This window comes from Paenibacillus sp. 23TSA30-6, from assembly GCF_014858585.1.
Taxonomy (GTDB): domain Bacteria; phylum Bacillota; class Bacilli; order Paenibacillales; family Paenibacillaceae; genus Paenibacillus.
This window is the reverse complement of the sequence record NZ_SLTL01000001.1, coordinates 278,366-304,019: the sequence shown is the minus strand read 5'-3', so window position 1 is coordinate 304,019 and position 25,654 is coordinate 278,366. Positions and strand designations below refer to the sequence as shown.

At 46.3% G+C, this 25,654-nt stretch carries 21 protein-coding genes and 1 riboswitch; of the genes, 9 read left to right on the top strand and 12 right to left on the bottom strand.

The window, feature by feature from the left end; translation table 11 throughout:
• Window positions 1–31: 31 nt before the first annotated feature.
• The 6 genes from E0698_RS01550 to iolA are packed head-to-tail and all read right to left on the bottom strand — an operon-like array spanning window position 32 to window position 7,676.
• Window positions 32–1,459, bottom strand: a complete 1,428-nt coding sequence (locus tag E0698_RS01550) for a sugar porter family MFS transporter (RefSeq protein WP_134910718.1) — start codon at window positions 1,457–1,459, stop codon at window positions 32–34.
• A gap of 5 nt (window positions 1,460–1,464) precedes the next feature.
• Window positions 1,465–2,370, bottom strand: a complete 906-nt coding sequence (gene iolE / locus E0698_RS01545) for a myo-inosose-2 dehydratase (RefSeq protein ID WP_192510390.1) — start codon at window positions 2,368–2,370, stop codon at window positions 1,465–1,467.
• 17 nt (window positions 2,371–2,387) lie between these two features.
• Entirely contained in the window at window positions 2,388–4,298 is a 1,911-nt protein-coding gene (iolD, locus tag E0698_RS01540; RefSeq protein WP_192510389.1) for a 3D-(3,5/4)-trihydroxycyclohexane-1,2-dione acylhydrolase (decyclizing), read from the bottom strand.
• A 14-nt stretch (window positions 4,299–4,312) separates the two neighbouring features.
• Window positions 4,313–5,338, bottom strand: coding sequence for a 5-dehydro-2-deoxygluconokinase (gene iolC, locus E0698_RS01535; protein WP_192510388.1), 1,026 nt, complete (start codon window positions 5,336–5,338; stop codon window positions 4,313–4,315).
• Between the two features lie 22 nt (window positions 5,339–5,360).
• Window positions 5,361–6,197, bottom strand: a complete 837-nt coding sequence (iolB, locus tag E0698_RS01530) for a 5-deoxy-glucuronate isomerase (protein WP_192510387.1) — start codon at window positions 6,195–6,197, stop codon at window positions 5,361–5,363.
• A 15-nt stretch (window positions 6,198–6,212) separates the two neighbouring features.
• Window positions 6,213–7,676, bottom strand: a complete 1,464-nt coding sequence (gene iolA, locus E0698_RS01525) for a methylmalonate-semialdehyde dehydrogenase (RefSeq protein WP_192510386.1) — start codon at window positions 7,674–7,676, stop codon at window positions 6,213–6,215.
• A gap of 372 nt (window positions 7,677–8,048) precedes the next feature.
• Between iolA and E0698_RS01520 the strand changes: the two genes are divergently transcribed.
• On the top strand, window positions 8,049–8,810 hold the full coding sequence (locus tag E0698_RS01520) for a DeoR/GlpR family DNA-binding transcription regulator (RefSeq protein WP_192510385.1): 762 nt from the start codon (window positions 8,049–8,051) through the stop codon (window positions 8,808–8,810).
• Between the two features lie 423 nt (window positions 8,811–9,233).
• On the opposite strand, the gene E0698_RS01515 is transcribed toward E0698_RS01520, so the two are convergent.
• Window positions 9,234–9,455, bottom strand: a complete 222-nt coding sequence (locus tag E0698_RS01515) for a hypothetical protein (RefSeq protein ID WP_238353818.1) — start codon at window positions 9,453–9,455, stop codon at window positions 9,234–9,236.
• Window positions 9,456–9,776: 321 nt separating this feature from the next.
• Here E0698_RS01515 and E0698_RS01510 point away from each other — a divergent pair, with 321 nt between their 5' ends.
• Both E0698_RS01510 and E0698_RS01505 read left to right on the top strand, forming a co-directional pair.
• Window positions 9,777–10,772 carry an ABC transporter substrate-binding protein gene (locus E0698_RS01510; protein ID WP_134910725.1) on the top strand — a complete coding sequence of 332 codons (996 nt, stop codon included), beginning with the start codon at window positions 9,777–9,779 and terminating at the stop codon, window positions 10,770–10,772.
• Between the two features lie 110 nt (window positions 10,773–10,882).
• Complete coding sequence (locus tag E0698_RS01505) at window positions 10,883–12,643, top strand: helix-turn-helix domain-containing protein (protein ID WP_192510384.1); 1,761 nt, start codon at window positions 10,883–10,885, stop codon at window positions 12,641–12,643.
• Between the two features lie 26 nt (window positions 12,644–12,669).
• Here E0698_RS01505 and E0698_RS01500 read toward each other — a convergent pair whose 3' ends face one another.
• The 5 genes from E0698_RS01500 to E0698_RS01480 form a co-directional block, all read right to left on the bottom strand.
• Window positions 12,670–14,301: a formate--tetrahydrofolate ligase gene (locus E0698_RS01500; protein WP_192510383.1), complete on the bottom strand. Its 1,632-nt coding sequence runs from the start codon at window positions 14,299–14,301 to the stop codon at window positions 12,670–12,672.
• Window positions 14,302–14,511: 210 nt separating this feature from the next.
• A complete protein-coding gene (locus E0698_RS01495) occupies window positions 14,512–14,820 on the bottom strand; it encodes a hypothetical protein (RefSeq protein ID WP_134910728.1) in 309 nt (102 codons plus the stop codon).
• Between the two features lie 102 nt (window positions 14,821–14,922).
• Entirely contained in the window at window positions 14,923–15,426 is a 504-nt protein-coding gene (locus E0698_RS01490; protein ID WP_192510382.1) for a DUF6933 domain-containing protein, read from the bottom strand.
• A 582-nt stretch (window positions 15,427–16,008) separates the two neighbouring features.
• Window positions 16,009–16,677 carry a hypothetical protein gene (locus E0698_RS26535; RefSeq protein WP_238353817.1) on the bottom strand — a complete coding sequence of 223 codons (669 nt, stop codon included), beginning with the start codon at window positions 16,675–16,677 and terminating at the stop codon, window positions 16,009–16,011.
• 16 nt (window positions 16,678–16,693) lie between these two features.
• Window positions 16,694–17,254, bottom strand: a complete 561-nt coding sequence (locus E0698_RS01480; protein ID WP_192510381.1) for a M57 family metalloprotease — start codon at window positions 17,252–17,254, stop codon at window positions 16,694–16,696.
• A gap of 1,372 nt (window positions 17,255–18,626) precedes the next feature.
• Here E0698_RS01480 and E0698_RS01475 point away from each other — a divergent pair.
• The 6 genes from E0698_RS01475 (at window position 18,627) to E0698_RS01450 (ending at window position 25,651) form a co-directional block, all read left to right on the top strand.
• Window positions 18,627–19,334, top strand: coding sequence for a response regulator transcription factor (locus E0698_RS01475; RefSeq protein ID WP_025681944.1), 708 nt, complete (start codon window positions 18,627–18,629; stop codon window positions 19,332–19,334).
• A 1-nt stretch (window position 19,335) separates the two neighbouring features.
• Entirely contained in the window at window positions 19,336–20,280 is a 945-nt protein-coding gene (locus E0698_RS01470; protein ID WP_192510380.1) for a sensor histidine kinase, read from the top strand.
• A 94-nt stretch (window positions 20,281–20,374) separates the two neighbouring features.
• Window positions 20,375–21,298, top strand: a complete 924-nt coding sequence (locus E0698_RS01465; protein ID WP_192510379.1) for an ABC transporter ATP-binding protein — start codon at window positions 20,375–20,377, stop codon at window positions 21,296–21,298.
• Window positions 21,291–21,986 (top strand): ABC transporter permease, encoded by a 696-nt coding sequence (locus tag E0698_RS01460; RefSeq protein WP_192510378.1) that lies wholly within the window; start codon window positions 21,291–21,293, stop codon window positions 21,984–21,986. The genes E0698_RS01465 and E0698_RS01460 overlap by 8 nt, the downstream gene beginning before the upstream one ends.
• A gap of 122 nt (window positions 21,987–22,108) precedes the next feature.
• A riboswitch (FMN riboswitch) is annotated at window positions 22,109–22,253 on the top strand.
• A 172-nt stretch (window positions 22,254–22,425) separates the two neighbouring features.
• On the top strand, window positions 22,426–23,373 hold the full coding sequence (locus tag E0698_RS01455) for a DMT family transporter (protein ID WP_192510377.1): 948 nt from the start codon (window positions 22,426–22,428) through the stop codon (window positions 23,371–23,373).
• 238 nt (window positions 23,374–23,611) lie between these two features.
• Window positions 23,612–25,651 (top strand): methyl-accepting chemotaxis protein, encoded by a 2,040-nt coding sequence (locus E0698_RS01450; RefSeq protein ID WP_192510376.1) that lies wholly within the window; start codon window positions 23,612–23,614, stop codon window positions 25,649–25,651.
• Window positions 25,652–25,654: the final 3 nt, after the last annotated feature.

The following is a 25,654-nucleotide window of genomic DNA, read 5'->3' as shown; positions in this document are numbered from 1 at the left end:
ATGTTGCTCCTCCTCTAATTCATCTGTACGATTATTTCATTTGTACGATCTCTTCAAGATGCTTGCCAGCAACGGGCTGTTTGCCGTGATTACGGAAATTATGCTCAACTTGCTCCAATGTAAGCCCTTTCGTTTCTGGCAGGAATTTTTTGACGAACAGGATGGCGAGAATGCCAAGTACGACGAAAATGTAAAATGTAGTGGACAATCCCAATCCGCCGAGCAATACCGGGAACAACAAACCGATAATGAAGTTCACAATCCACAGGAAGAAAACGGTTAGTCCCATACCAAAGCCACGCAAACGAAGCGGGAATATTTCCGACAGCATCAGCCAGGTGACCGGAGAAATGGCTCCCTGTTGGAAAGCAAGGAACGTGACGGTCAATGCCAATACTACATAAGGCAGAGCAGGTGATCCTGCTAATGTGCTGGAGAAAATGGAAATGAGCAGCAGCGCCGAGGTGGTCCCGATCAGCCCCGTCATGAGCATTGGACGACGGCCCACTTTACCGAGTAGCCATATCCCTACAAAGGTCGCCAGTACGGAAATCGCACCGTTAGCAATGTTGCCTATCAGAGCGGCCTGGGTTGCAAACCCCGCATTTTTTAATATTTCGGTGCCGTAATACATGATGGAGTTCACGCCTGTAATCTGCTGAACCACCGCGATACCGATACCGATAAGCAAAATACGACGTACCCAGGGAACTGCCAAATCCTTAAAGCCTGCTTTTTGAATATCAGATTCTTCTTCCAGATTAGATTTAATTTCTACCAATTCATTGGATGCCTGTTGTTCATTACGGATTTGTTTCAATACACCCAAAGCCTGACCATCTCTGCCCTTGGATACGAGCCAACGTGGACTTTCCGGTACACGCAGCATGCCGAAGAACAGGAATAAGGCGGGTAGTGCTGCAATGATGAGCATATAACGCCAAACATGTGGATGCTCGCCCATCGTTGTACCGAGAATAGCATTGAAAATAAAAGCAAGCAACTGACCACTTACGATCATTAATTCGTTTTGGGTGACGATCCGGCCGCGCCTGTCGGCGGGAGACATTTCCGCCAGATATGAAGGCACGGTTACGGATGCGCCACCAACAGCTAACCCGAGCATAAAGCGGCATATAATCATCACCGTGATGTTCGGTGCGAGCGTACAGCCAAGCGTGGAGATAAAGAACAAGATAGCGAGGAACAGTATATTTTTTCTGCGACCATTGTAATCGGATAATCTGCCGCCGAACACTGCACCAAACGCAGCGCCGAACAGCAGCGCACTGGCAACTAAACCTTGTGTAAGCGCTGTAAGATTAAGCTGATCTTTAGCTGACATGTAAGGAAGCGCACCGTTAATAACTCCAGTGTCATATCCGAACAGCAGGCCACCCAAGGTAGAAATGATGACGATCTTGCGCAAAAATGTATTTTGAACTGCCCCGTTACTCAATTCGTTCACCTCTCCTCTGTCTTCCCTAAAGTGTGAGCAAGTAAAGCTTCATTAATATACTTGCGAGCGATCAGCGCGTACTCCAGAGGGTGCGCAACCGCCGGGTCCTGTTCCGCTTCGACAACAATCCAGCCTCTGTACTGATGCTTCAATAGCACTTCGTACACTTTGCTGAAATCAATGCATCCATCGCCAGGGACCGTAAACATGCCCATCAGGAAGGAGTCACGGAAGGATTTTTTCTCTTTTTTACAGCTATCCAGCACTTTCTTGCGTGCATCCTTGAAATGCACATGCTGAATACGATCCATATGCCGATGCAGCAGCGTCAAGTAGTCTCCGTCTGACACATAAATATGGCCTGTATCATAGAGCAAATGTACATGCATGGGATCAGTATTTGCCATGAGACGATCTACTTCTTCCAGTGTCTGCACACCCGTTCCCATATGATGATGAAATACCAGCTTTAACTGATATTGCTCTGCAATCCTGCCCAGCTCATTCAGTCCCTGGCACAAATGGCTCCATTCTTCATCTGTAAAATAAGGTTTGTCGGAAAAGACGCATCGGCCTGTGCCTTGTATGCTGTATGTTTGCTCGGAAACAACTGCCACACTGGCATGCACCTGCTGCAAATAAGCACAATGCTTGTGGAAAGCCGTCGCTGCTTCCTCGATACCGTCACGAATGATGTAGCTGCTGAACCACTGTCCGGCAATTTTCAGATTGCGTAGCTGCAATTCTTTATTCAGAATTTGGGGTTCAGGGAAAAAACCGCCCACCTCAGTTCCGTCAAATCCGGCAACGACAATGTCACTAAGTAGATGCTGAAGCGTGTTGTCTGCCCCGATTTCCGGTATATCATCATTGCGCCAGCCAATCGGGGCAATCCCCCACAAAATAGACATGAGCCAGACCTTCCTTCCTAGTATTGTTTGGCGTTTTCCAGCTTTTTCTCTTTGGCCTCATACGCCTGCTGCACGCCGTCTGAATCGGATACCTCGGCTACACCGACATGCCACCAGCTATCATAGCCGTCCGTCATTGTCTTCGGTAGCACCTTCAGTTCAATGAGTGTGGAAACCGTCTGGGTTTTCGCGTCTTCGAGCGCTGCTTTTAATTCCTCTACCGTATTGGCACGGTAAGTCTTCGCTCCATAGCCTTCGGCTACTTTGGCATAATCTATATTGAGAATCTGATTGTCATGTGTACGGAATTCACAATAGTAGCTGCCGCTGCCATGCTCCATCTGCAAATTGTTAATACAGCCATAGCCCGAATTGTCGAATAGCACAATGTTGATTTTCTGATTGTATTGAATCGAAGTAATCAGTTCGGAATGCAGCAGCAGGAAGCTGCCATCACCTACGATGGAGTATACTTCCTTATCCGGTTCTGCCAATTTCAGTCCCAACGTGCCGGATACCTCATACCCCATGCAGGAGTAACCATATTCGAGATGATAGGTGTTCGGGACGGCTGGATTCCATACGCGCTGCAAATCCCCTGGCAAAGATCCGGCTGAGCTAATGATGATACTGTCTGGCGCAATCGTATCGTTGACTGCGATCAAAGCCGTCGTTTGCGGCAATTCGGTCTGGAGAGCGTCCGCATATTCATTTAGCACTTCCTGTGTAAACTGGTTTTTCACCTCTGGTGTAAAGCCTTCTCGACTAAAGGTTACTTGACTTAGACGGTCACGTTCGGCTAACCAATCCTTCTTCAACTGTGAAATGGTGTCTCCCCACGTGCTTGTGTAGCCTTCCAACCGGGAGCCAAGCTGTTCCAGGGTTGTTTTGGCATCTGCGACAACCTGAAATGCATCCAGTTTGTACGCTTGCATACGACTGACATTGATATTCAGGAACCGGGTCGTATCCCACTCAAAAGCCGTTTTCGAGGATGTGGCAAAATCGGTGTATCTCGTGCCAATCCCGATGATCAGATCCGCCTGTCGCACCGCCGCATTTGCTGCTGCCGTTCCGGTGATACCCACGCCGCCCAGGTTGTTTGCAAACGTGCTTTCCACCGTCGATTTCCCGGCCTGTGTTTCGACCAGCGGAATCTGGTATTGCTCGGACAGCGCGATCAAAGCTTCGCGTGCCTCAGAGTATTTAGCACCGCCGCCGACCAGAATCACGGGCTTGCCGCTCGCCTTTAAAATATCTGCCGCACCCTGTAATTCCCGTTCGGACGGCAGCTTGCGGTCGATATAATGAATGCGCTTACTAAAAAACGATTCTTCGTAATCGAACGCTTCGCCCTCCACATCCTGAGAAATACAGATCGTCGCTGGTCCTGCCGTGGCCGGATTCGTCATCGTTTCGAACGCCCGAATCAGGCTGGACATGAGCTGCTCGGGACGGGTGATGCGATCCCAATAGCGGGACACGGGCCGCAGCGCGTCATTGGTCGTGATGGCTGCGCTGTGCTCCTGCTCCACCTGCTGTAGCACCGGATCGGGCTGGCGCGTAGCAAAGGTGTCCCCCGGCAGCAGCAGCACAGGGATGTTATTCGCCAGCGCTGTACCTGCGGCAGCCACCAAATTAGCTGCGCCCGGTCCGACGGATGTCGTGACTGCGTATATTTTTTGCCGCAGTAGCTGTTTGCTGTATGCAATAGCTGCGTGGGCCATGCCCTGCTCATTTTTCCCCTGAATAATCTTCAAGTGACCTGATTCCTGCTCCAGCGCCTGTCCGATGCCCAGTACGTTTCCGTGTCCAAAAATGTTAAATATACCTTCTACAAATGGAAACTCTCGGCCATCGATATGCACGTATTGCTGATTCAAAAAGCGTATTAACGCTTGTGCGGTCGTCAAACGAATTGTTCGCATCGTCTGCTCTCCTCCTATCTGTACTGTTTGGCTTCATTCTCCGCGATCAGTTGCTCGATCTCTGTGGCTGTCGGCATGGCATCGGAGGAACTGTGCTTGCTCACCACAATAGAAGCCGAGGCGCTGCCGAATTTAAGAGCCGTTTCAATATCCTTGCCCCGCAAGAGTGCATACAGGAACGCGGAGGCGTAGGAATCGCCCGCACCAAAGGTTTTTAAAACCTTCGTCTTATAGGCTCGGCCGCTGAACGTTTCTCCTGTGTTGGTATAAGCGTAGGAGCCTTTGACCCCATGCTTGATCACGATTAATTCTGGCGCATGCTGGAAGAGATAGCGGATTGTCTGCTCATTGGCTTGCTCTCCCTGCTCCTGCTGATCACCGTCAACCGCTCGATTTTCCAAAGCGTCATATTCGTCACGAGTGCCTATGACTACATCTGACTGCTCGGCAACCAGTGCGTAGTACACTGCCGTTTCCTCCGGTGTGGCCCACGAATACGGACGGTAATCCAGCTCAAACACCACTTTAACGTCATTTTTCCGTGCCAGACTTACCGCTTTCAGCACCGCCTCGCGGGAGGGACTTTTGGACAAAGCTGTCCCTGACACGAGCAACAGCTTGGCTTTGCGGATATATTCCTCATCCACCTCGGACGGGGTCAGGTACAAGTCCGCCACATCCTGACGGTACATCAGAATACTGCATTCATCCGGACTTTTAATTTCGGTAAAAGCCAGCCCGGTCTTGTGCCCTTCCTGATCCACCACGATATTGGAGGTATCAATGCCTGTGTCGCGCATGTATTTTTCAATAAAACGTCCATGCTGGTCGTCAGCAATTTTGCCAATAAATCCGGCCTTCAAGCCCAACCTGGAACCCCCAATCGCGATATTCGCCGGGGAACCCCCTACATATTTGGTAAACGTCATCGTCTCTTCCATCGGGCGGTTATATTCCGTTGCGTTCAGATCAATACAAGCTCGACCGATGGCAATCAGATCATATTCTCTCTCGGTGGGACTGTTGAATTCATATTTCACGGGCTGTTTCTCTCCTCTCCGGTTAACGCTTCAATATCCATTCATGCGCAGGATCATTATGAAACTTCCAAATACGTGTCGGTCCAGCCATGACATTCAAATAATAGGACGTATAACCGTCCGGCACACCCACCGGATGATACCCCTTCGGTACAATGACCACATCGCCGTTCTCCACGGTCATCGTCTCATCCAGCGAACGGTCATCGGTATAGACACGCTGAAACACAAAGCCCTGCGGCGGGTTGATTTCATGATAATAGGTTTCTTCCAGCAATGATTCATCTGGCAGACGATCCCGGTCATGCTTATGCGGAGGATAGCTGGACCAGTTTCCGCTATCCGTGAACACTTCAACCACTAACAGACTGTTCGCACCCGGATCGGAATCCGGTAAAATGTTATGCACCGTGCGTTGATTATGATACTGCCCCCGATGCTCCACCTGATTATCTGCAGCCCGAATGAGCCGGGTCGGTAGCTGCTTGGTCGAAGGAGAGTAGCATAACGCAATCCGGGCTGGCGTGACCGCCTCCACCTGAAAAGCACTATCATTGGATACATACACACTATCGGTCGGTATTTTCTCAAACACGCTCGTTCGCGTGCCTATATTCTCATAAGTTTCTCCCTGCGCGGTAACATGAATGCGGCCTGTGACCGCCACAATACAGCATTCCGTTTTGCCCAGTTCCTCGGCGTACACTTCACCCGGAGCCAAATCCACGATTTTAAAACCGATATAGGATAATGGCGAATTACTCGCTGTTACATCATGGACGAGGGTCCCCGTTTTCGTAGTTGGTGTAGTTGTTGGAGCTTCGTTATTCGTGCCTGGTTTTCGCAGCAATTTACTCATATCTCTACTCCCCCCTCACTCAAAAACAGGCTTGGGATACCGCGCTGTCACAACCTTTTTGCGGGTATAAAATTCTACCCCATCCTTACCGTTGGCAGGTAGTGTTCCGAAGAATGAGGATTTCCATCCCGAGAAAGGAAAGAAAGCCATCGGTGCGGGTACACCCAGATTTACGCCCAGCATGCCTGCGTCGATATTTTCACGGAAATAACGAATCGCTGACGCATTCGTAGTGAAAATACATGCTCCATTTGCAAATTCAGATTGGTTGGCAATGTCTACCGCTTCCTGGAGATGCTTCACACGGATAATGGACAGCACAGGAGCAAAAATTTCTTCCTTCCAGATCGTCATGTCCGTAGTTACGCCATCAAAAATCGTTGGCCCGATAAAAAAGCCTTCGTCCGACACACGTTCACGCCCATCACACAATAAAGTGGCTCCTTCTTCAATGCCTTTTTCAATGTAGCGAATGGTTCGTTGCTGATTTTCTTCCCGAATGACCGGACCGAGGAACACCCCATCATCCAGCCCATTGCCGATTTTCAGGCTGCCTGCTTTTTCTGTCAGCTTGGCTAGAAGTGCGTCCGCAATTCCTTCCTCCACAGTAACCACGGCGCATGCCATACAGCGCTCACCTGCTGAACCAAAAGCCGAAGCTATAATGTTCGTCACCGTATCGTCCAGATCCGCATCATTCAGCACAATCGTATGGTTTTTCGCTCCCGTAAGAGCCTGAACACGTTTGAGATTTTCACTACCACGCTTGTAGATGTATTCCCCTACCGGCTTGGAGCCGACAAAGGAAATCGCCTTGATCTGCGGATGATCCAAAATACCGTTGACCACATCATGAGCGCCGTACACCACGTTAAATACACCCTTTGGCAGTCCGGCTTCCGTAAACAGCTCCACCAGCTTTTCAGTTAACAGCGGCGTTCTCTCGGAAGGCTTCAAAATAAACGTATTTCCCAGCGCAATCGCCATCGGGAACATCCAGCACGGTACCATCATTGGGAAGTTAAAAGGGGCAATGCCGCCAACCGCTCCTATCGGATACCGATAGTTCGCCACTTCCACATCCGTTGCAATTGTCGCCAACGAGTCACCCATCATCAAGGTAGGCGCTCCAGCGGCAAACTCCACATTTTCGATCCCACGTCCAACCTCACCCAACGCTTCGGACAAATTTTTACCGTTCTCAATGGTGATCAGGCGGGCCAGCTCTTCTTTGTGCTTTATGAGCAACTGTTGGTAATTGAACAAAATGCGGGCACGGCGTGGAACAGGAACCTTCTTCCACTGTTCAAAGGTACGGGCCGCAACCTCAGCCGCGTAATCTGTATCCTCCTGCGTCGAAATCGGCACCAGTGCTACAACCTCTTTCGTAGCTGGATTGTATACTTCCTCATAACGTGTTGTTTTGCTCTCTACCCATTCTCCGTTAATGTAGTTTTTCAGTTTCCGTGCTTCAGACATACATTGTTCCTCCTTGCGGCTATTTGGTTGATGCTGAAGTAAGCTCTTGGTTATATTGGGACAAAATTCATTCACAAGGGTGCTAAACCATGGTGTTCATCCCTCTTTTCATCGTTTGTTTGTTATCTTTTTGTTATGTTTTGATCATAATCTGATAACATCATAATATTTGAAGCGCTTTCAGTCAATACGTAATTTGAATTTTTTATAAATTTATCTATCCAAATTACGGATATATATCGAAATAAACATAAAAGACAAAAAAATGATTAAGTTTTGGTTAAATGTTGTTATAATGAATGTAAGAGAATCTTTTACCGCTGTTCAATTGCAATAATCGCTCTCATTTACCAAATTAAAAGGTGGATTTACATGTTAAAGACGAAACGCATTAAACAAATTCAGGAATATGTTTTTGAGCACCAGACGGCTTCATTAGATGAGTTAGTTAATGTATTTGATGTTTCCAAAAATACGATTCGTCGCGATGTTCAGGAACTCGTGGAACGTGGAGAGCTTAAAAAGGTATATGGAGGTGTGGCGGTTAATCATACGACACTGGAGCCTTTTAACGACCGAATCACACGGCACCAGCAGGAGAAGACACTCATCGCCAAAGCGGCGGCTAGCTATGTGGAAGACGGGGATATTATTTTCATAGATTCGGGAACCACGACGCTGGAAATGATCGAATTTCTCAAAAACAAGCAACTGACGATTATCACTAACAATTTTGATTTTATGATCGACTCTTTCCCGTTTCCGGGTTTGAATGTCATTTCGACAGGCGGTATGCTGGAGCGGAAAACCAAATCTTTTGCCAGCTTCAAAAATATTGAACTCTTAAAATCCTATAACATTAACAAAGCGTTCATGGCTTCTACCGGCATTTCCATTGCCAATGGGGTCACCAATTCCTCTCCCCTGGAGAGCGAGATCAAGCAGGTAGTGGTCGAAAAAAGCTCGGAGGTTTTCTTGCTGGTGGACCACTATAAGTTCGACAAATACGCGCTCATGACCTATTGCAGTCTGGATCAGATTCATTATCTCGTCACAGACACGATGCCAGATAACACGTATCAGGAATATGTGCGGGAGCACGATATTCAGTTGATTATTGCGGATCGGGAGTAGAAGTAGAGCGACCAGACAGGACGTTGTGACAGAACAAAACACACGGATAGAACCGGGACAGCCCGGCTTATCCGTGTGTTTGTGTTTTGTACAAAGTTAAATTGAGTGCATTCCAAAAAACTTTATATAAGCTGCACTAAAAGTAAATAGTTACATTTGGAGCCACTGCGCAATCGGATGGTGCTTCCCATCGCCACCGCCCCTGGATTTCTTGAATAAAGCTTATATTAGGGTAGAAATCCGGGGACAAAAGCGACCGCTTCGCTTGTACAGCACCATTCCGCCTACTCCGTTTTTTATGTGCATTTTTTAGTGATTTGCCAATATGAAAAAAGCTTGCCCTTTTATACTATCAAGGAGCAAGCCACGTGAACTATTCGTTTTCTGAATCTTTGTCCCATATTTTATCAAACTTTTCGTCAGTTAATCCATCCCTTTTGTATGAGGCGTATAATAATGTCCATTAGGATCAATAAGATATTTAACCTTTGCTTCTGCATCTGAAATCACAATAGTATATTCATTGTCTGCTTCAAATATAGTTGGTATGATACTTACTAATACAAGCCAAACAGGAGCATTGAAACGATCAAATTGATAATAAAATTTTGCATTTTCAAACCCCTTCCATCCGGTGGAGGCCATTCCCTGTTTCTTAGTTTATAAATTGTACTTCTGCGAAAACAATATTTCCTCTTTATTAAATAACTAATTAGACAAAAGCACATGGGGCTAGCTCAAAAGTAGTTTTAACTACTATAGAGCGGCCTCTTTTTTGCGTGAGACAAATTGTAGTACAAGGTGCGGTACGTGTCAGCTCTATTCGTGCATCTTCATTTTGTACAAAATCGAATTCCGTGACCAAGTTTGTCCATTGAGTATTGAAGGTGCATCGCTTATCATTGCTTCTGTGATAATAATTCTCATTTACACAACCCTGAATCCATCAATCATACGGAGGTTACCATGATCAATAAGAAATCCACTCGACAATATACGACTATGCTCGGCCTATTCTCTCTTATGGGAGCGTTGCTGTTGGGATGCGGCACCTCGGAGAAACCTGCTGCAAATAGTAACACAACAGCACCCACTGCAGGAACGACGGCATCTACCAAGGCTTCAGAAGCGGCTGCAACACGCTCTTACACAGACTATAGGGGACACACGGTAAACATCCCCACGGCTCCCCAACGCATTGCCTATTTCGGAGAAAACTATGGAGATCTGCTGGTTTTGGGCGTTCAGGCTGTAGGCACATCCACTTCCATGATTGAGGGCAAGGTGTATGAGAAGCAGGTTCAGAATGTGGCCGATCTGGGGTTTCCGATTAACTTGGAAAAAGCGTTGGAGCTACAGCCCGACCTGATCATTACCGCCAATACGGATGAAAAGCAATACACAGCATTAACTAAAATCGCACCTACGATTATGTTCGATACCTTTGCTCCACTGAACGAGCGTTTGCTGCATCTCGGAGACCTGGTAAACAAGAAAAAAGCTGCCGAAGACTGGCTTGCCCAGTACAAAATCAAGGAAGCCGAAATGTGGAGCAAACTTCGCGCGAACGATGTAAAGCCGGGGGAAACCGCTTCGGTCTTTACCTACTATCCCGGTGACCGTTTGTTCGTGATGGGACGGACAGGGCTGTCACAAATACTGTATGAAAAGGATGGTCTCAAGCCTACCCCTCTTATTCAGAAGGCGCTGGACGAGGACAAAGGATTCGTCCAGATATCCCAGGAAGTGATCGGACAATACGCTGGGGATCGGATTTTTATTCTGAATTCTCCGATTTCGGAAGCCCAGCAATCCACCAAACAGTTGATGAAAAGCAAGCTGTGGCTCCAGCTTCCTGCCGTCAAGCAGGGGCATGTGTACGCTCAGGATATTAGCAAAACCGACAGCGATGCTACTACCCGGGAATGGTTGCTGGACGAATTACCTAAGCTCATAAAATAAGGATATAGAAGCTTATCGACACTTGTGGATAGGCTTCTTTTTTGTTGAACCAAAAGGAGGTATACTTATGTACATATGATAACCATTCTCAATAAAAGGAGCGTTACACTGTGAACCAGCCCCAGTCGTCTGTATTTCCTCCTCCGCCCAACTCGTTGCTTTATCATTTCAAGGGGATTGAGTTGGTTCGCAGGCCTGCCGAAGTACAATCTTCCGGTCTTTCAGCATCTGCATTTGCATCTTCTTCACACCCGGTTCCATATCACTGCTTGCTTATGTTCATTGGTGGCACAGGTATGGTGAACATTGGTCCGGAGCAGTGTCTATTCCATGCGGGTCATGGGTATTGGCTAACTCCCGGTGAATCCTATCGAATCGCTCCCCTGGATGGAACTGTACCCGAATACTACAAGCTCATGTTCGAGGTCATCGTCATGTCATCGGAATCAGGATCAGACACAGCTCTGATTGAAAATATAAATAGCAATCCTTCCATATATAAGGGTCCTCTCCTGTCGGGGTCACGTGAGCATATCGTTACCTCTTCTTCCAAGTCCATTCGGTTGACCGAAGAGCTATTCCATAGCGCCCATCAACCGGTACACCTGCATAACCCCATTACTGCGTTGCGGCAGCAAATTAGGTTGCAGGAGTTACTGCTATTGTGGCAGGAATCCCCAACCTATGTAGAGGATAAGGATAATTCTTGTCCGACATTACCAGCATCAGTTGAGGCCACCATTACCTACATGGAGAAAAACTATGAGAAACCAATGACCGTCAAGCAGCTTGCCGAACAGGCGAACGTTTCCATATGGCAATACTCGCAAATGTTTCGCAAAAGGACAGGCAAAAAGCCGCTGCATTACCTCACTGAGCTGCGCTTGAATCATGCCAAGCGGCTGCTGCTGGAATGCAAACGGCCTTTACGTGAAATTGCCCGCCAAGTTGGTTTCTCTGACGAATATTATTTTAACCGCCGCTTTCGGCAAATGACCGGGATTCCCCCCGGACAATACGCGCTTAACATTCCCTGTTCTGTCCGCGTCAAGGATTGGACGGGCCACCATATCCATATTCCACGCCGCCCCAGCCGCATTATTTATCATGGAGAAACGATGGGCGATCTGTTCGCGCTAGGGGCCAAAGCCATCGGCGGAAGTCTACGATTCAGTGAATACAGCGTCTATAAGCATCGTCTGGGACATGTTGCTGATGTTGGTCTTCCACTCGATACACGCTTGACCCGTGCGCTTGATCCCGATCTGATTATCATCGCCAATTCGGATGAACAGGAATATGAGCGCATTGCCGGCATTGCGCCCACCGTCACCTTCAACTCCTTTGCCACGCTGGAGGAACGACTGCGGACGCTCGGATCATGGCTTGACAAGGAACGCGAAGCCGAACAATGGCTGTCTGCCTTCGCCACCCGTAATCTGGGCATGTGGCAGCAACTCGGCACAGAAATTACAGTCGGAGAAACGGCTTCCGTCTTCATCTTCGATCATGGTGATCGACTATTTGTGATGGGGATGTCCGGCTTCTCGGCGGCTCTTTACCACCCGCAGGGCTTTCAGCCCGCTGAGCCGATCCAAAAGGTTCTCGACGAAAGACTTGGCTTCGCGGAAATTGAGCCCAACCAGCTCCCCGACTACGCCGGGGACCGTATTTTTATGCTCATTCCCACTGCTCCAGACTCCAAACGTACGTTGGATCACATGCTGAACAGCGCTCTCTGGCACAGCCTACCCGCTGTGCGTCAAGGCCAGGTGTATTTTGTAGAAGCAGACCGCTGGAATTGGAACGATGCCATGACCCGCCAAAAGCTGCTCACCGCACTGCCCAAGCTGCTCGGTGCTTCCTCATAAAACACCTAACATTTTTCGCAATAATATTACATCAACCCCTGAATGCTCCCATCCGGCTCCAGCGACATATGCTCGGCTGCCGGGGATTTGGGTAGACCGGGCATGGTCATTGTGTTGCCCGTTTCCACGACCACGAAGCCTGCTCCAGCGGACAATGACACTCTGGACACGTGGATCGTAAAGCCCTCCGGTGCGCCTAGCAGAGACGGCTGATCTGAAAAAGAATACGGCGTTTTGGCCATGCATACAGGCAATTGTCCAAAGCCAAGCTGCTCCATACCGGACAACGCCCGTTTAGCCGCAGGAGTATACGCTACCTCTGCCGCGCCGTAAAGCTCCTTCGCAATGACACTAATTTTCGCTTGCAGATCAAGCGCATGATCGTACAGCGGTGCAAAATGGGCTTTGTCCTCTTCGAGTAGATTTAGCAGACTTTGAGCCAACTTTTCTCCCCCTTGGCTTCCCTGTGCCCACACCTGCGATAGCTCTGCGGGTACACCCAGCTTGCGGCATTCCGCGAAAATCAGTTCCAATTCGGCTTCGCTGTCCGTTACAAAATGGTTAACCGCTACCAATACAGGCACGCCGAATTTTTGCAAATTCCACACATGCCGATTCATATTGGCTAATCCGAGCTGTAAATGCTCCAGATTTTCCGCGTCCAGCTCATTTTTAGCTACACCACCGTTATATTTCAGCGCTTTGGCGGTTACGACCAGCACAGCCGCATCCGGCTGCAAACCGGACTGACGGCATTTGATATCAAAAAACTTTTCTGCCCCCAGCTCAGCCCCGAATCCAGCCTCCGTCACAACCACCTCTCCCAGCTTTAGCGCCAGCTTCGTACCGATCAGACTGCTGCATCCGTGCGCAATATTGGCAAAAGGCCCACCATGCACAATGACGGGTGTTCCTTCCAGCGTTTGCACCAGATTCGGCTTTAATGCTTCCCGAAGCAACACAGCCATGCCTTCCACGGCTTGCAAATCTTTAGCCGTCACCGTTTCGCCTGCTTCGTTATATCCGATGACCATTCGACCCAAGCGCACTTTGAGGTCGTCGATATTTTCACTCAGACACAATACCGCCATCACTTCCGACGCGGAGGTAATTAGAAAGCCGCTTTCTCTCACCGCTCCATTCCCTGTTCCCAATCCGGTTACTATACTTCGCAAACTCCGGTCATTCATATCTACAGCCCGTTTCCACATGATTCGTTCCGGATTCAAGCGCAAAGCATTGCCATGAAACAAATGATTATCGATCATCGCTGCCAGCAAATTATGCGCCGCCGAAATCGCGTGAATATCGCCTGTAAAATGCAAATTAATATCCTCGGCCGGAACAATCTGGGCTTGTCCTCCCCCGGTTGCTCCCCCTTTCATGCCAAAGCAGGGGCCTAGTGACGGCTCCCGCAGCGCAGCTATGGTCTTGTGCCCCAGCGCATTTAGCGACTGCGACAGCCCAATGGTCGTTAGTGTTTTTCCTTCTCCCGCCGGAGTCGGATTCATTGCCGTGACCAGCACCAGCTTTCCGTTCGAACGATCCTTCACCTGCTCCCACAGGGACGGATTCAGCTTCGCTTTATATTTTCCATACGTCTCCAGATGCTCTTCTTCGATTCCTGCTTCTTTGGCTACTTCAATAATCCGTTTCATGCTTTGTTATGTACCCCCTGTTTTTAAGTCTGACCGATGGTGTCAAACACTGTATCGTTTTATTTTACCAAAGTGTGCCGCTTTTTGCGCTATGATTCATTTCATCGCAAGCTTTGCTTTCCTGTGAGTTGTAAAAAAAGAGCATCCCCCGCCCAGATGGACTTTGGTGGATACTCTTTTGGCACTTCTGTTTAACGACCAGCTCTCCAATTAACTCGCAGCGTTAGCAGCGTAATTTTCAGCAAGAAATCCTTTGGAAATCAGGACAGCTTGGGCTTTCTTGGTCGCAGGACCATAGCCTTGGGACAGCAGATCATTAATATGTAAGCGATTATAAATGAAGCAAAATACAAAGCTGGATAACCCGCTCGTAAGGAGGGATACCAGAAAAATAATAATAGCCCACTTCCAATCCCCTCTAAACAACGCAGGAAAAAAACCAAAAAACAGCGTGGTCCAAGAAAAACCCACTTTGCGTTCCTTAATCATCCCGCTTTTATTTCTTAGTTTAATCTTCATATTACCCCTTACCTCTCTCTATATAGTCTTTTAGAACTATATTAGATTATATAGTATAGAGGGAATAAGTGGAACTTATTTTCGAAAAAATAGTAAATTCTCTTAAACATTCTCTAGTTTATAATGCTTTTCCAAAGCTTCTTTAAAAGCATCGACCGGATACTGGTATTGAACCATTTTTAATACAATCCGGTTATTCCACTGGTTTTTTTCCAACTCGCATCCATGCTCCATATCCAGTTCCTTCATGACAAAAATAATCTCATCCAAGGTTCCCATCACACTATGGCTGTTCGTCGTAGTAGCCAGCATCTGCTTGCCTTCCTGTGTGTACGCCTCTACAATTTGTTCATCAAAACCCTCACTGAGCATGAGTTCCTTCAAGGCTTGGACGAAAAGAGTTGGTAGATTTTTGTACTGCGCCTTTTTGATTCCGAACAGTGTGACACTCAAGCGGGATGCATCATGCATAAACACAATATTTTTTCTCCGATTAAGCAAAAACAAGTTGGCATGCCAACTATTCAAAGGCGGATAAATGTCAACTTGTAGTGGTTCGATATCCCATTCCTTCAGCAGTTTTTGTGTTCCCCGTATGACAAACATCGTTGCTCTCCTTTATGACGGTTCTGTGCCGTAGCTCATGTTTCGATCATGTCCAATCTTTCGTATAAGGCATGTCCCGGATATCATAACACTGTATTCCAAACATCGGTTTGTAAACTCTTTCAGTATAATATAGGAAGGTGGCGAATTTCCAGTAATTTGATTACATCTTATGCTGGGGATGGATAAAAAATCTACTTCAGTGCCTTCAGGTTGAGAATATTTTAGGTATCTCATGTTGAAGTTAAAGCGATTACCTAAGTGTGAGTAATTGATTATATTTGAGACTGATTTCATTACTTTTAACGGCACATGTTTGAGAAAATATTAATGGTAATTTTGGAGAAAGCCTTGCCTCTACAAGGTATTCTCTTTTATCTAAAAAAGAATAGTTAATTCTAACTGAGTAAAGAATATAGTAGAGTTAAGTCACATGTCAGCAGATTAACTGCTCTAAGCCAAAATCATAAGAAAATCTGTATTAAAAAGCTGACTTCTCGGGATAAGAAGTCAGCTTTTTACGATTTAGGCCAAGGCCTTTTCTGATTATTCACAAATGGATTGCGGTTTAAATAGAGTTTTTTATTCTTGTCTACTAACTATACTTTTAATATTTTCTTTAAAAGTACTTAGTTTTTGCCCATCAATATATTGATTGTTTTCTGCGTCAATACTATTAAGACTAGCTTGTTCTTTTAACGCCTGATTGACCGCATAAACGTTTCCGTTTTTAATGTCAAACTTACCTTGATATTCACCAGCCACAAAGTAAATTGGATTAATTTTAGGATCTTGGCCCTTTTTCAAAAATAAAACGAGTTCATCGCCTTGCTTAAGGTAGGGGTTGTCTGTTTTTTCAACAATATCGTCTTTTTTTATTCCTAATTGGGTAATAACAATATTTTTTTCTGATTCTGTTCCTTTAATCACATCAGTCAATTCTGCATTATACCGTGTAGAATCCTCCTCTGGTAAAGTTCCCTGAATACCTGTTATTTTTACCTGTGCAACCAAATCTACAGCATTAGTCAAAGCATCAAGTGTATCATAAGATTTACTTAGGCTTAGGCTTGTAATGACTTTGGTTTTTCCGCTTTTTTCAGGCTCAGGTTTATTCGGTGTCGCTTGTTTTGAGTCTGCAACGATTGGTGCATTATTTGTTGTTGGTTGGAGAGCATCACTTTTTACTAAATACCCAACCACACCCACAATGGCTACGGCAGCTATTGTTGTAACAATATATTTCTTCATTTAATTTACCTCCTTATTAATAAAGATCATTAATACCAAACACATCTTCGCTAGGCTGTGGAGTGTAAATTCCCCAATTATCATAGCGTTGTGGTGTAGTTGGATACATCAAGCATTTACCAAAGTCTTCATCTAGTCCTAAGACATGTCCTAGCTCATGGGCAGCCACTGATTGTGCCTTCTGAGAAGAATAATTTTGGGTGAAGGCAGTATTGAACCAGCTATAGGAACTATAGATATGGTTGCTACTGTCCGCATATGCCTGAGTTCTTCCGTCTGCATCTGTATTGGTTATATGAACAGTTGATAATCTTACTTTCCCGCTACTAGATCCATTGTTTACAAAATGGATACTAGATGTAGCATTATTCCAACTATAAATAGCGCTATTCCATATTTCATTTGCACTTGAGCTTGAATCACGGTAGTATGTTATGTTCTTTGCAACCGAACTTGGCCAAGTTATACCTAAATAGCTATACCTAGCGTCTGCAGAATGTACAGGCAATAGTACCATAGAAAAAATTAAAGAGCCTAATACGATGCCTAAGAAAAATCTTTTTCTTATAATTTCCATAAAAAAGTCCTCCCTCTTTCCTAATAAAGTTAATTTTAACTACACATTCAAGTTAGACGCAATGAATTCAGAAAAAGTTTCCAAATTAATTGAATTTTTTGGATTTTTTTAATTTGAGTGTTTTAAATGTCATAGATAGATTGTTTTTTGATGAATTTTTTATAAGCTACTTAGTGGAACTGGAAGTAGCGTTATTGAGTTCATAATAATGACGGATTAAATATCCAAATTGCAAATCTGTGAGTTTGTCTATCAGCTCTAACAAATCAGCCATTGTAAAACCAGCATAGCCCCCTTCCAAAGAAATGTGGAACCCAATCATAGACGGAGTTGTCTCATAACGTTAGCTTCTATTCAGGCTTAGGAACCATGAACCCTATATCAGGTCGAGTTTCCACATAGTATTATGCACTGACCATGCACACATATGTTATGGCGGCGTCTGCTATTGTATGAAGAACAGCTAACATTATTGGACTGGAGCAGAAAGATTCTGAAAACAAGAACTTGATTGAATTTGGCTGCGAATTAGCAGAATCATAGGACCAGACAGAGTTGTGTTAACGAACCCTATCCCAAGCAAATAGGAAGAAACCGTTTACGTAGAATTGACTTAGCTAAAATACCATCAATTAAGCATTGGTTTGATCCAACGTTTCACTAGGAAGTAAAGCTATTCGGATTCTCTTTAGCTATCAGCACTCCACAGCAGAAAACAATCTTTTATGGAATGTTACAAAAGTAGGACGCTTACCATGATACAGCTGATTTTTTAAGAAATATAGCTAGCCTCAAAACAAGATGCTGGACACAGCATAGCTATTTTGTGGATTTATAAAAAACTAAAAAGTTTATCAGATCATTAGTTCGCCCAGAAGAGTAGTAGTCGGAGACATTCATTACGAAAAGTATCAATTTATAATATAATTATTCGTAAGCATAAAATGGCCTATTTTATGCTTATTTAATCTCATTTATAGATATTACTCACACCAAGCGTTTTTAATCAGACAAGCCAAACGTTCCAATACATCCCATGTTGTGGTTAAAGGCTAGTAGAATCAAGCTTTTCAGTTTTAACAATGTGCTTATTTTTATTACGCCACCAGGGTTTCGAATTTTTTACCCAACCGCAGTCAACTTCTTACCACCTGTCATATACAAAAATGGCTGTATGCCTTGCTTCTCTTAGGTTTTTCAACTTTTCATCGTGTTGGAGGTTGGGAAAAAACAGCCCTTTAACCCTCCTTCGAAAATTCCCCTATTCCAATTCGTTGGATATTTTTTATGGAAATCCACTCCACTGCTCTATATAATTCAGGTACAGTTCGTCACACGAGCTTAATCTAAAAATTAGGGGTGTTCCACACCTATGAACCCACACATACTTCTCATTGAAGATGATACAGCCATTGCCGAGATGCTGCTCAAAGCACTCAGCAAAGAAGGCTACACATTAACCACCGCCTATGACGGGGAAGAAGGGCTGCTTGCCTTTGAACGTCATACCTACGATCTGGTATTGGTGGATCTGATGATGCCGAAGGTCGATGGTATGGAGGTCATCCGTCGAATCCGTACCCACAGCGCTGTGCCGATTCTGATTATGTCAGCCAAGGACAGCGACGTGGATAAAGCGCTTGGACTAGGCTTCGGAGCAGATGATTATATCGCCAAGCCTTTTTCGATGGTAGAAATGACCGCGCGCATACAGTCTGCGATTCGCAGAGCCACTACCTATGCACGCCAGCAACAGCAGGAGGAACAGCCGAAAGCACAGGTCCTGACCTACGGAAATCTGCGCATTGATTTTGATCATTTTATGGTCACCCGCAACGGAATCCAAATTCAGTTAACAGCTAAGGAATCTGATATTCTGAAGCTATTTGTCACCCATCCAAACCGTGTATTTACCAAAGCGCAACTATACGGGTTTATCTGGAAAGAGGATTATATGGGTGACGAAAATGTGATTAACGTCCATATCCGCCGCTTACGTGAGAAAATCGAAGAAGACCCCTCCCACCCGGTTCATATCAAGACCTTATGGGGCATCGGCTACAAATGGGAGAACGGGTGATATGAACATCGAGAGCTTTTCTGAATGGATCGTCGTCCTCATCCTGTCCATCGTTATTGTATGGCTCTGGCGGGAACGGGTGGCCCAAAAGCGCAAAATAAAGGATATCCGAAACGCACTGGAACGAATTGTAACCGTTAATCATGCGGAAAAGCTGCTATATGTCACAGGTGATACCGAGCTGCAAAGGCTCATGACGGAAATTAACCGTTTGCTGGACTTGAATTTGAGAGTGTCTGTGGATTACAACCGAAGCCAAATCGCCATGCGCAAAATGATTTCAAACATTTCCCACGACCTTAAGACCCCGCTTACGGTGGTGCTCGGATATGCCGAGATGCTGGATGCCGACCCGCATATTTTGCTGGAAGAACGTGCAAAGCTGCTATCCAGGATTCATCAGAAGACAAGCGAAGCGATTGAGCTGATCGGAAGCTTTTTTAGCTTGGCGAAGCTGGAGGCTAATGATACGGACATTCCGTTGACCCGGCTGGAGGTGGGAGAGCTGTGCAGACGCAGCATTTTGCAGTTTTATGATCTGCTGACAGCTCAGGGGTTTGCTGTGCATATTGATATCCCGGAGCACCCCATTCATGCCTTGGGGAACGAAGGAGCGATTGGGCGGGTGCTGAACAATCTGATCTCGAATGCGATTCGCTACGGTGCCGATGGTCGGACACTGGGACTGACTCTAACGGAACAGCAGGACACGGTGCGTATAGAGGTATGGGATCGGGGGCAAGGCATACAGGAGCCTGAGCAGGACAAGGTTTTTGAACGTATGTACACGCTTGAGGATTCCCGCAATAAGGCGATACAGGGCAGCGGGCTGGGTCTTACGATTGCCAAACGTCTGGTTGAGACGATGAACGGAGAGATTCATTTGAGCAGCATACCTTATGAGCGGACGGTCTTCTCTTTTACATTGAAAAAAATCAACTATTAATCGAACTTAATAATTTTGTAAGAAACGGGAAAGAAAAATGAACATTTCACCCTTTATGCTTGAATTATCAACAGTATACGAAGGGAGAACACCCATGACTTACATATTACGGACGCATCAACTGACCAAAGCCCTGAAGGGCAACGAAATTGTAACGGGGGTCAGCATGAATGTGCGCCAGGGGGAAACTTATGGCTTTCTCGGTCCCAATGGGGCGGGCAAGACAACGATTATGAAAATGATTACGAACCTGCTCAAGCCGACCTCGGGTGAGATTGAATTGTTCGGTGAAAAATTAACGCCAAAGTCGTACCAACTGCTCGGACGGATGGGCTCGATTATTGAATACCCGATTTTTTATGACAGGCTGACGGCCCGGCAAAATCTCGAACTTCATTGTGAATATATGGGCTATTATAACAAGCAGGCTGTTCGGGATGCACTGGAGCTGGTGAACCTGCGAAACGCAGATGACAAGCCGGTAAAGGATTTCTCACTGGGGATGAAGCAGCGTCTCGGGATCGCCCGAGCAATTGCGACCAAGCCGGAGTTGCTGATTTTGGACGAACCCATTAATGGATTGGACCCGGTGGGGATCAAGGAAATCCGCCAATTATTCCACATGCTGTGCAAGGAATATGGTATGACGATCCTTGTGTCCAGCCACATTTTAGTGGAAATCGAGCAAATTGCCGATACGGTGGGTGTGATTAATCACGGTCGACTGATTGAGGAAGTGTCGATGGAACAGGTGCGGGAAACCAATACGGAATACATCGAATTTACGACCAATGACTGCAAAAAAGCGGCCTACGTCCTCTCCCATCACCTGAATCTGACGAATATCCGGGTGCTGAATGATCAGAATATACGCATTTACGATACAAGTGTACCGCAGAAGCAAATTACGAAAACGCTCATTTTAAATGAGGTAGAGGTGGATTCCATCCACCAAAAAAACAGTACGCTGGAAGACTACTTCGTGCGGCTGTTACATGGAGGTGAACTCCATGCTTAAACTAATGCAACTGGAGCTGAAAAAGTTTCATTTGGCGGGATATATCCGTTCGGCGCTGATTGCCAACGCATGTATTTTTGGCCTGTTCATCATTATTGCGCTGGACAGCCAAAGTGAAGGAGTGCCCGAATTTACACGGTACGCTGAGCTTTTGGACCTCCTGGACTATATGGTCAGAGCCACATTTATTATTTTTGCCTCCGTCCTGCTGTGCCGCTTTATTGTGAGCGAATTTAAGTCCAAGTCGATTAACATCTTGTTCATGTACCCGATTGACCGCAAAAAGCTGATGGTCGCCAAACTCTTGATCGTGTTGCTGTTTACGTTCCTTTCCATTATTTTATCGGAAATCATCATTACGGCAGCCCTTCATCTATTAAATCAGTTCGTCGTTATTGTACCGGATAAGCTTAGCCTCACTATACTAGGACAGCAATCAGTGCGGACACTGATCAATGCGGTTGCAGCAAGCTTTATGGGGCTGGTTCCGCTGTACATGGGGATGCGAAAATACTCGATACCTACCACCATTGTGAGCTCGATCCTGATCGTAGCCCTGCTGTTTTCGAATAATAACGGCGCTACACTTAGCTCCATTGCGCTTGTGCAGATCGGGTTCGCCGCGCTGGGGATGCTCGTAGCTTATGCGGCCATCCGTCGTATCGAGTACAAAGATATTACTTCGTAATATGTAATTTTGTAAAACGCTTTCAAAAAATAAATGAAAACCTTTGTTCAATGTACACATATTTTTCACTGGACTTCATTCTAAAACAGGTATATCCTATAGGAGAAATAAAAAAACGGAATAAGGATCTTCGGGGTAGGGTGTGATTCCCAACCGGCGGTATGGCTCATGGAGCTAAGCCCGCGACTCTGTATCTGGCAACAAGATACGGACTGATTTGGTGAGATGCCAAAGCCGACGGTAAAGTCCGGATGGAAGAAGATCGAAGCATGAACATGCCGCAAAGTGAATGAATGCTGTGTTATTGGTTTTGCAGCAACTTCATTTAACTTGCATAAAGCGGCAAGTTTATTTGATCAACCCCCGTCTTGCATGGCCTATCGCCATGGACGGGGGTTTTTGTGCCACCGGTCCTGTATTCGCAAGGAGCTAATTGAGTATGAGTCAATCATCAACTGTACTAACATCCAAAGATTTTGATCGTAGCTCCCACATGAAAAGCGGTTTTTGGCTAGTCGCGATTGGAGCGGCCTTGTGGGGCGCGGACCCGCTGTTTCGTATTATTTTGCTCAAATCGTTTACCTCTACACAAATTGTGCTGATGGAGCATGTGCTGCTCTTTATCGCCCTGGCACCAGTGCTGTGGAAGCATCGCGAGGAGCTTAAAGCGGTACGGCTTCGTCAGATTTTGGCCATCTTGTTCGTCTCGTGGGGCGGCTCGGCTCTGGCCAGCGTGATTTTCACAATGGCACTTAGCAACGGTGATCTCAATGCAGTGCTGCTGCTCCAGAAGCTTCAACCGTTGGTCGCTATTATTCTGGCCCGCGTTATATTGAAGGAAATGCTGCCGCGTAATTTTGGAATCTTAATTGTCGTGGCTCTGTTCGGGACGTATCTTCTTACCTTCGGCTGGTCGCTCCCCTTCGGACATGTTCATGATTTCATCCACGTCGGCAGTCTGCTTGCACTAGGAGCAGCGGTCCTGTGGGGCGGTTCGACAGTAATGGGAAGCTACTTGCTTCGTTCGATGAAATATGAGACGGTGACCTCCCTGCGCTTCATGGTGGCTCTCCCTCTGCTGATCGTTCTCACCTCTGTGGAGCATGCACCCTGGAATATGCCTGCTGGCACATGGGCGGGCGCAGCCGTGATTATCAATCTGTTGCTGCAGGCGCTGCTCCCTGGTCTTCTCAGCCTGTTACTGTATTACAAGGGCTTGAGTACGACCAAGGCGTCTTATGCCACGATGGCAGAACTAAGCTTCCCGATGGTCGGTGTTGTAATTAACTGGATCGCTTTCCAGCAGATCGTTACGGTAGCGCAATTGACTGGCTTTATGCTTATCTGGATTACACTCTTTATGATTTCTCGTCAGCAAAAAAACTAACAGGTTCAATGTCCGTTACTTACTTCCCAAGCCAAATCGAGAAGATGCTTTGCATCTCCGATTTGGCTTTTTATGTATAAGTATTAATATTTAACATGCTACTTTAGAACTATTTTTAAATAAAAGCGTGTAAAACTAGCAACTATTCCTCTTTTCCCAAAGATTACATCTATAAAATCCTTTGGCTTTTGTCGAATAAAACAATGTAGTGATCATTAGACACAGAGGAGCAAGAACTATGACTAAAGCAAAACAAACGGTTCCATGGTGGAGCAGGTTTCTCAAACAGTTCTATTTAATGCGGACAAAATTGATTGTATCTTTTTTGGCGGTTCTATTGATTCCAAGTGTTCTTATTGGATACTTTTCGTATCAGGGGGCCAAAACCCAGCTTAGCCAGCAGATGGGCAGCTCAATTGATTTCAACCTGTTTTTATTTCGCAGCAACATTAATCAATATGTATCACCTTTAATAAAAGATTTAAATGTATTAGCTACTGAGGTTCAATCCAATACCCTGAATTCCAAGAATGAAGAAATTCAGGCTAAATTTGATGTGATCTTGAAAGCTCATCCCGAGCTGGATGGGGTACTTCTTGGTAATACAAAAGGAGAATATGTTCGTTCACCAAAGAAAGAATCAACGGATTATGATCCCCGTGAAAAAAAATGGTATTCAAATGCGATAGGGTTAAACGGGGAAACAATCATTAGTGCTCCGTCAGTCAGTGCTTCCTCGGGTAATTTAGTGGTCACGTTGTCCAGAAGCTTACCAGATGGTCAAGGAGCTATAGCAATGAACTTGAGTCTGGATAGACTAAGCGAAAGCTTGAAGGAGGTTACGATCGGCAATCGTGGCGGACTGTTTGTGGTTGATGCGAACAGTACAGTTGTGGCGGGTGCTGGAGTAGCCTTTAAGAATACGGGAAAAAAACCGGCAGACTCCATTAAAGGACTACCCGTTATTACCAAGTTAAATGAAGGGGAAATCCAATCATCATCCGCAACGAAAGAAATTCGATTTATGAACAGAGATATGCAATCATTTACACTCGTTGATCCTCTTACGGGATGGAACGTCATCGCCTTGGCAGATCAGGAGGATTATAGCGATTCGGTAGCTCCCATTTTGAGACAAAGCCTAATCGTTATCGCCATATCCACACTGGTTGCTGCTATCATTATTATCCTGATGATTCGCTCGTTCCTGATTCCACTGGGCAAGCTGCAAAATGGAACGCGCGAGGTTCGTGACGGCAACCTTACCGCACGGGTCAATCTGTCCGGCAAGGATGAATTCAGCGAGCTGGCGCAAAATTTTGACCAGATGACACATGCACTGCATACGATGGTTTCCGAGGTCAACCAAACGTCGTCCCGACTCGCGTCCTCCTCCCTGATGATCAAGGAAAGCACAGAGCAAACGACGGAATCCGTACAGCATGTAGCGGAAACGGTTATGGAATCCGCAGAAAATGCGACCACCAGTGCAGAGGCATCCGAACAAACAGCCAATGCCGTCGAGGAAATGGCGAAGGGTGTCAGCACCATTGCGGAATCGGCAAGCTCCATCGTAGATTCAGCAGGACAGACTGAGCATGACGTAGCCAAAGGCAGCCAAATGATCGGCAGCGTACGCACACAGATGGACCGTATTTTGGAAGCTGTGACCCAAACAGCCAGCCTGATGGACGAGCTGTCACAGCTCTCTGACGATGCGAAGCAGATGAATAGTGCGATTGCTGCCATTGCCAAGCAGACCAACCTGCTGTCGCTGAACGCGTCAATCGAAGCCTCCAGAGCAGGCGAAGCCGGGCGTGGATTCGCCGTAGTAGCCATCGAGGTTCGCAAGCTATCGGAGCAATCCAAGGAAAGCGCGGATTCCATCAGCCAAATCATTACACAGATGCTGGATCTGATCCAGCGCTCCACAGCTACGATGAACGGTAATGTTCGTAACCAGGTGGGCGAGGGACTGCGTATTAGCCAAGATGCAGAAGGTGCCTTCACGAATATTGAGCGCTCCACATCTCATATTGTGGAACAGATTCAAAGCGTGTCCGCAGCCGCTGAACAAATTTCGGCCAGTACGGAGGAAGTTTCGGCTACTGTTACCCATCTGGCAAGCCTGTCCCGCAATTCGGCGGATAGCTCACAGACGACTTCCGCAGCCGTTCAAGAGCAAATGGCGGCGATGGAAGAAATCGCTTCTTCCTCTCAGGAGCTGTCCAACATGGCGCAGGATTTGCAAGAGCTGGTTAAGCGATTCAAGATTTAGTGC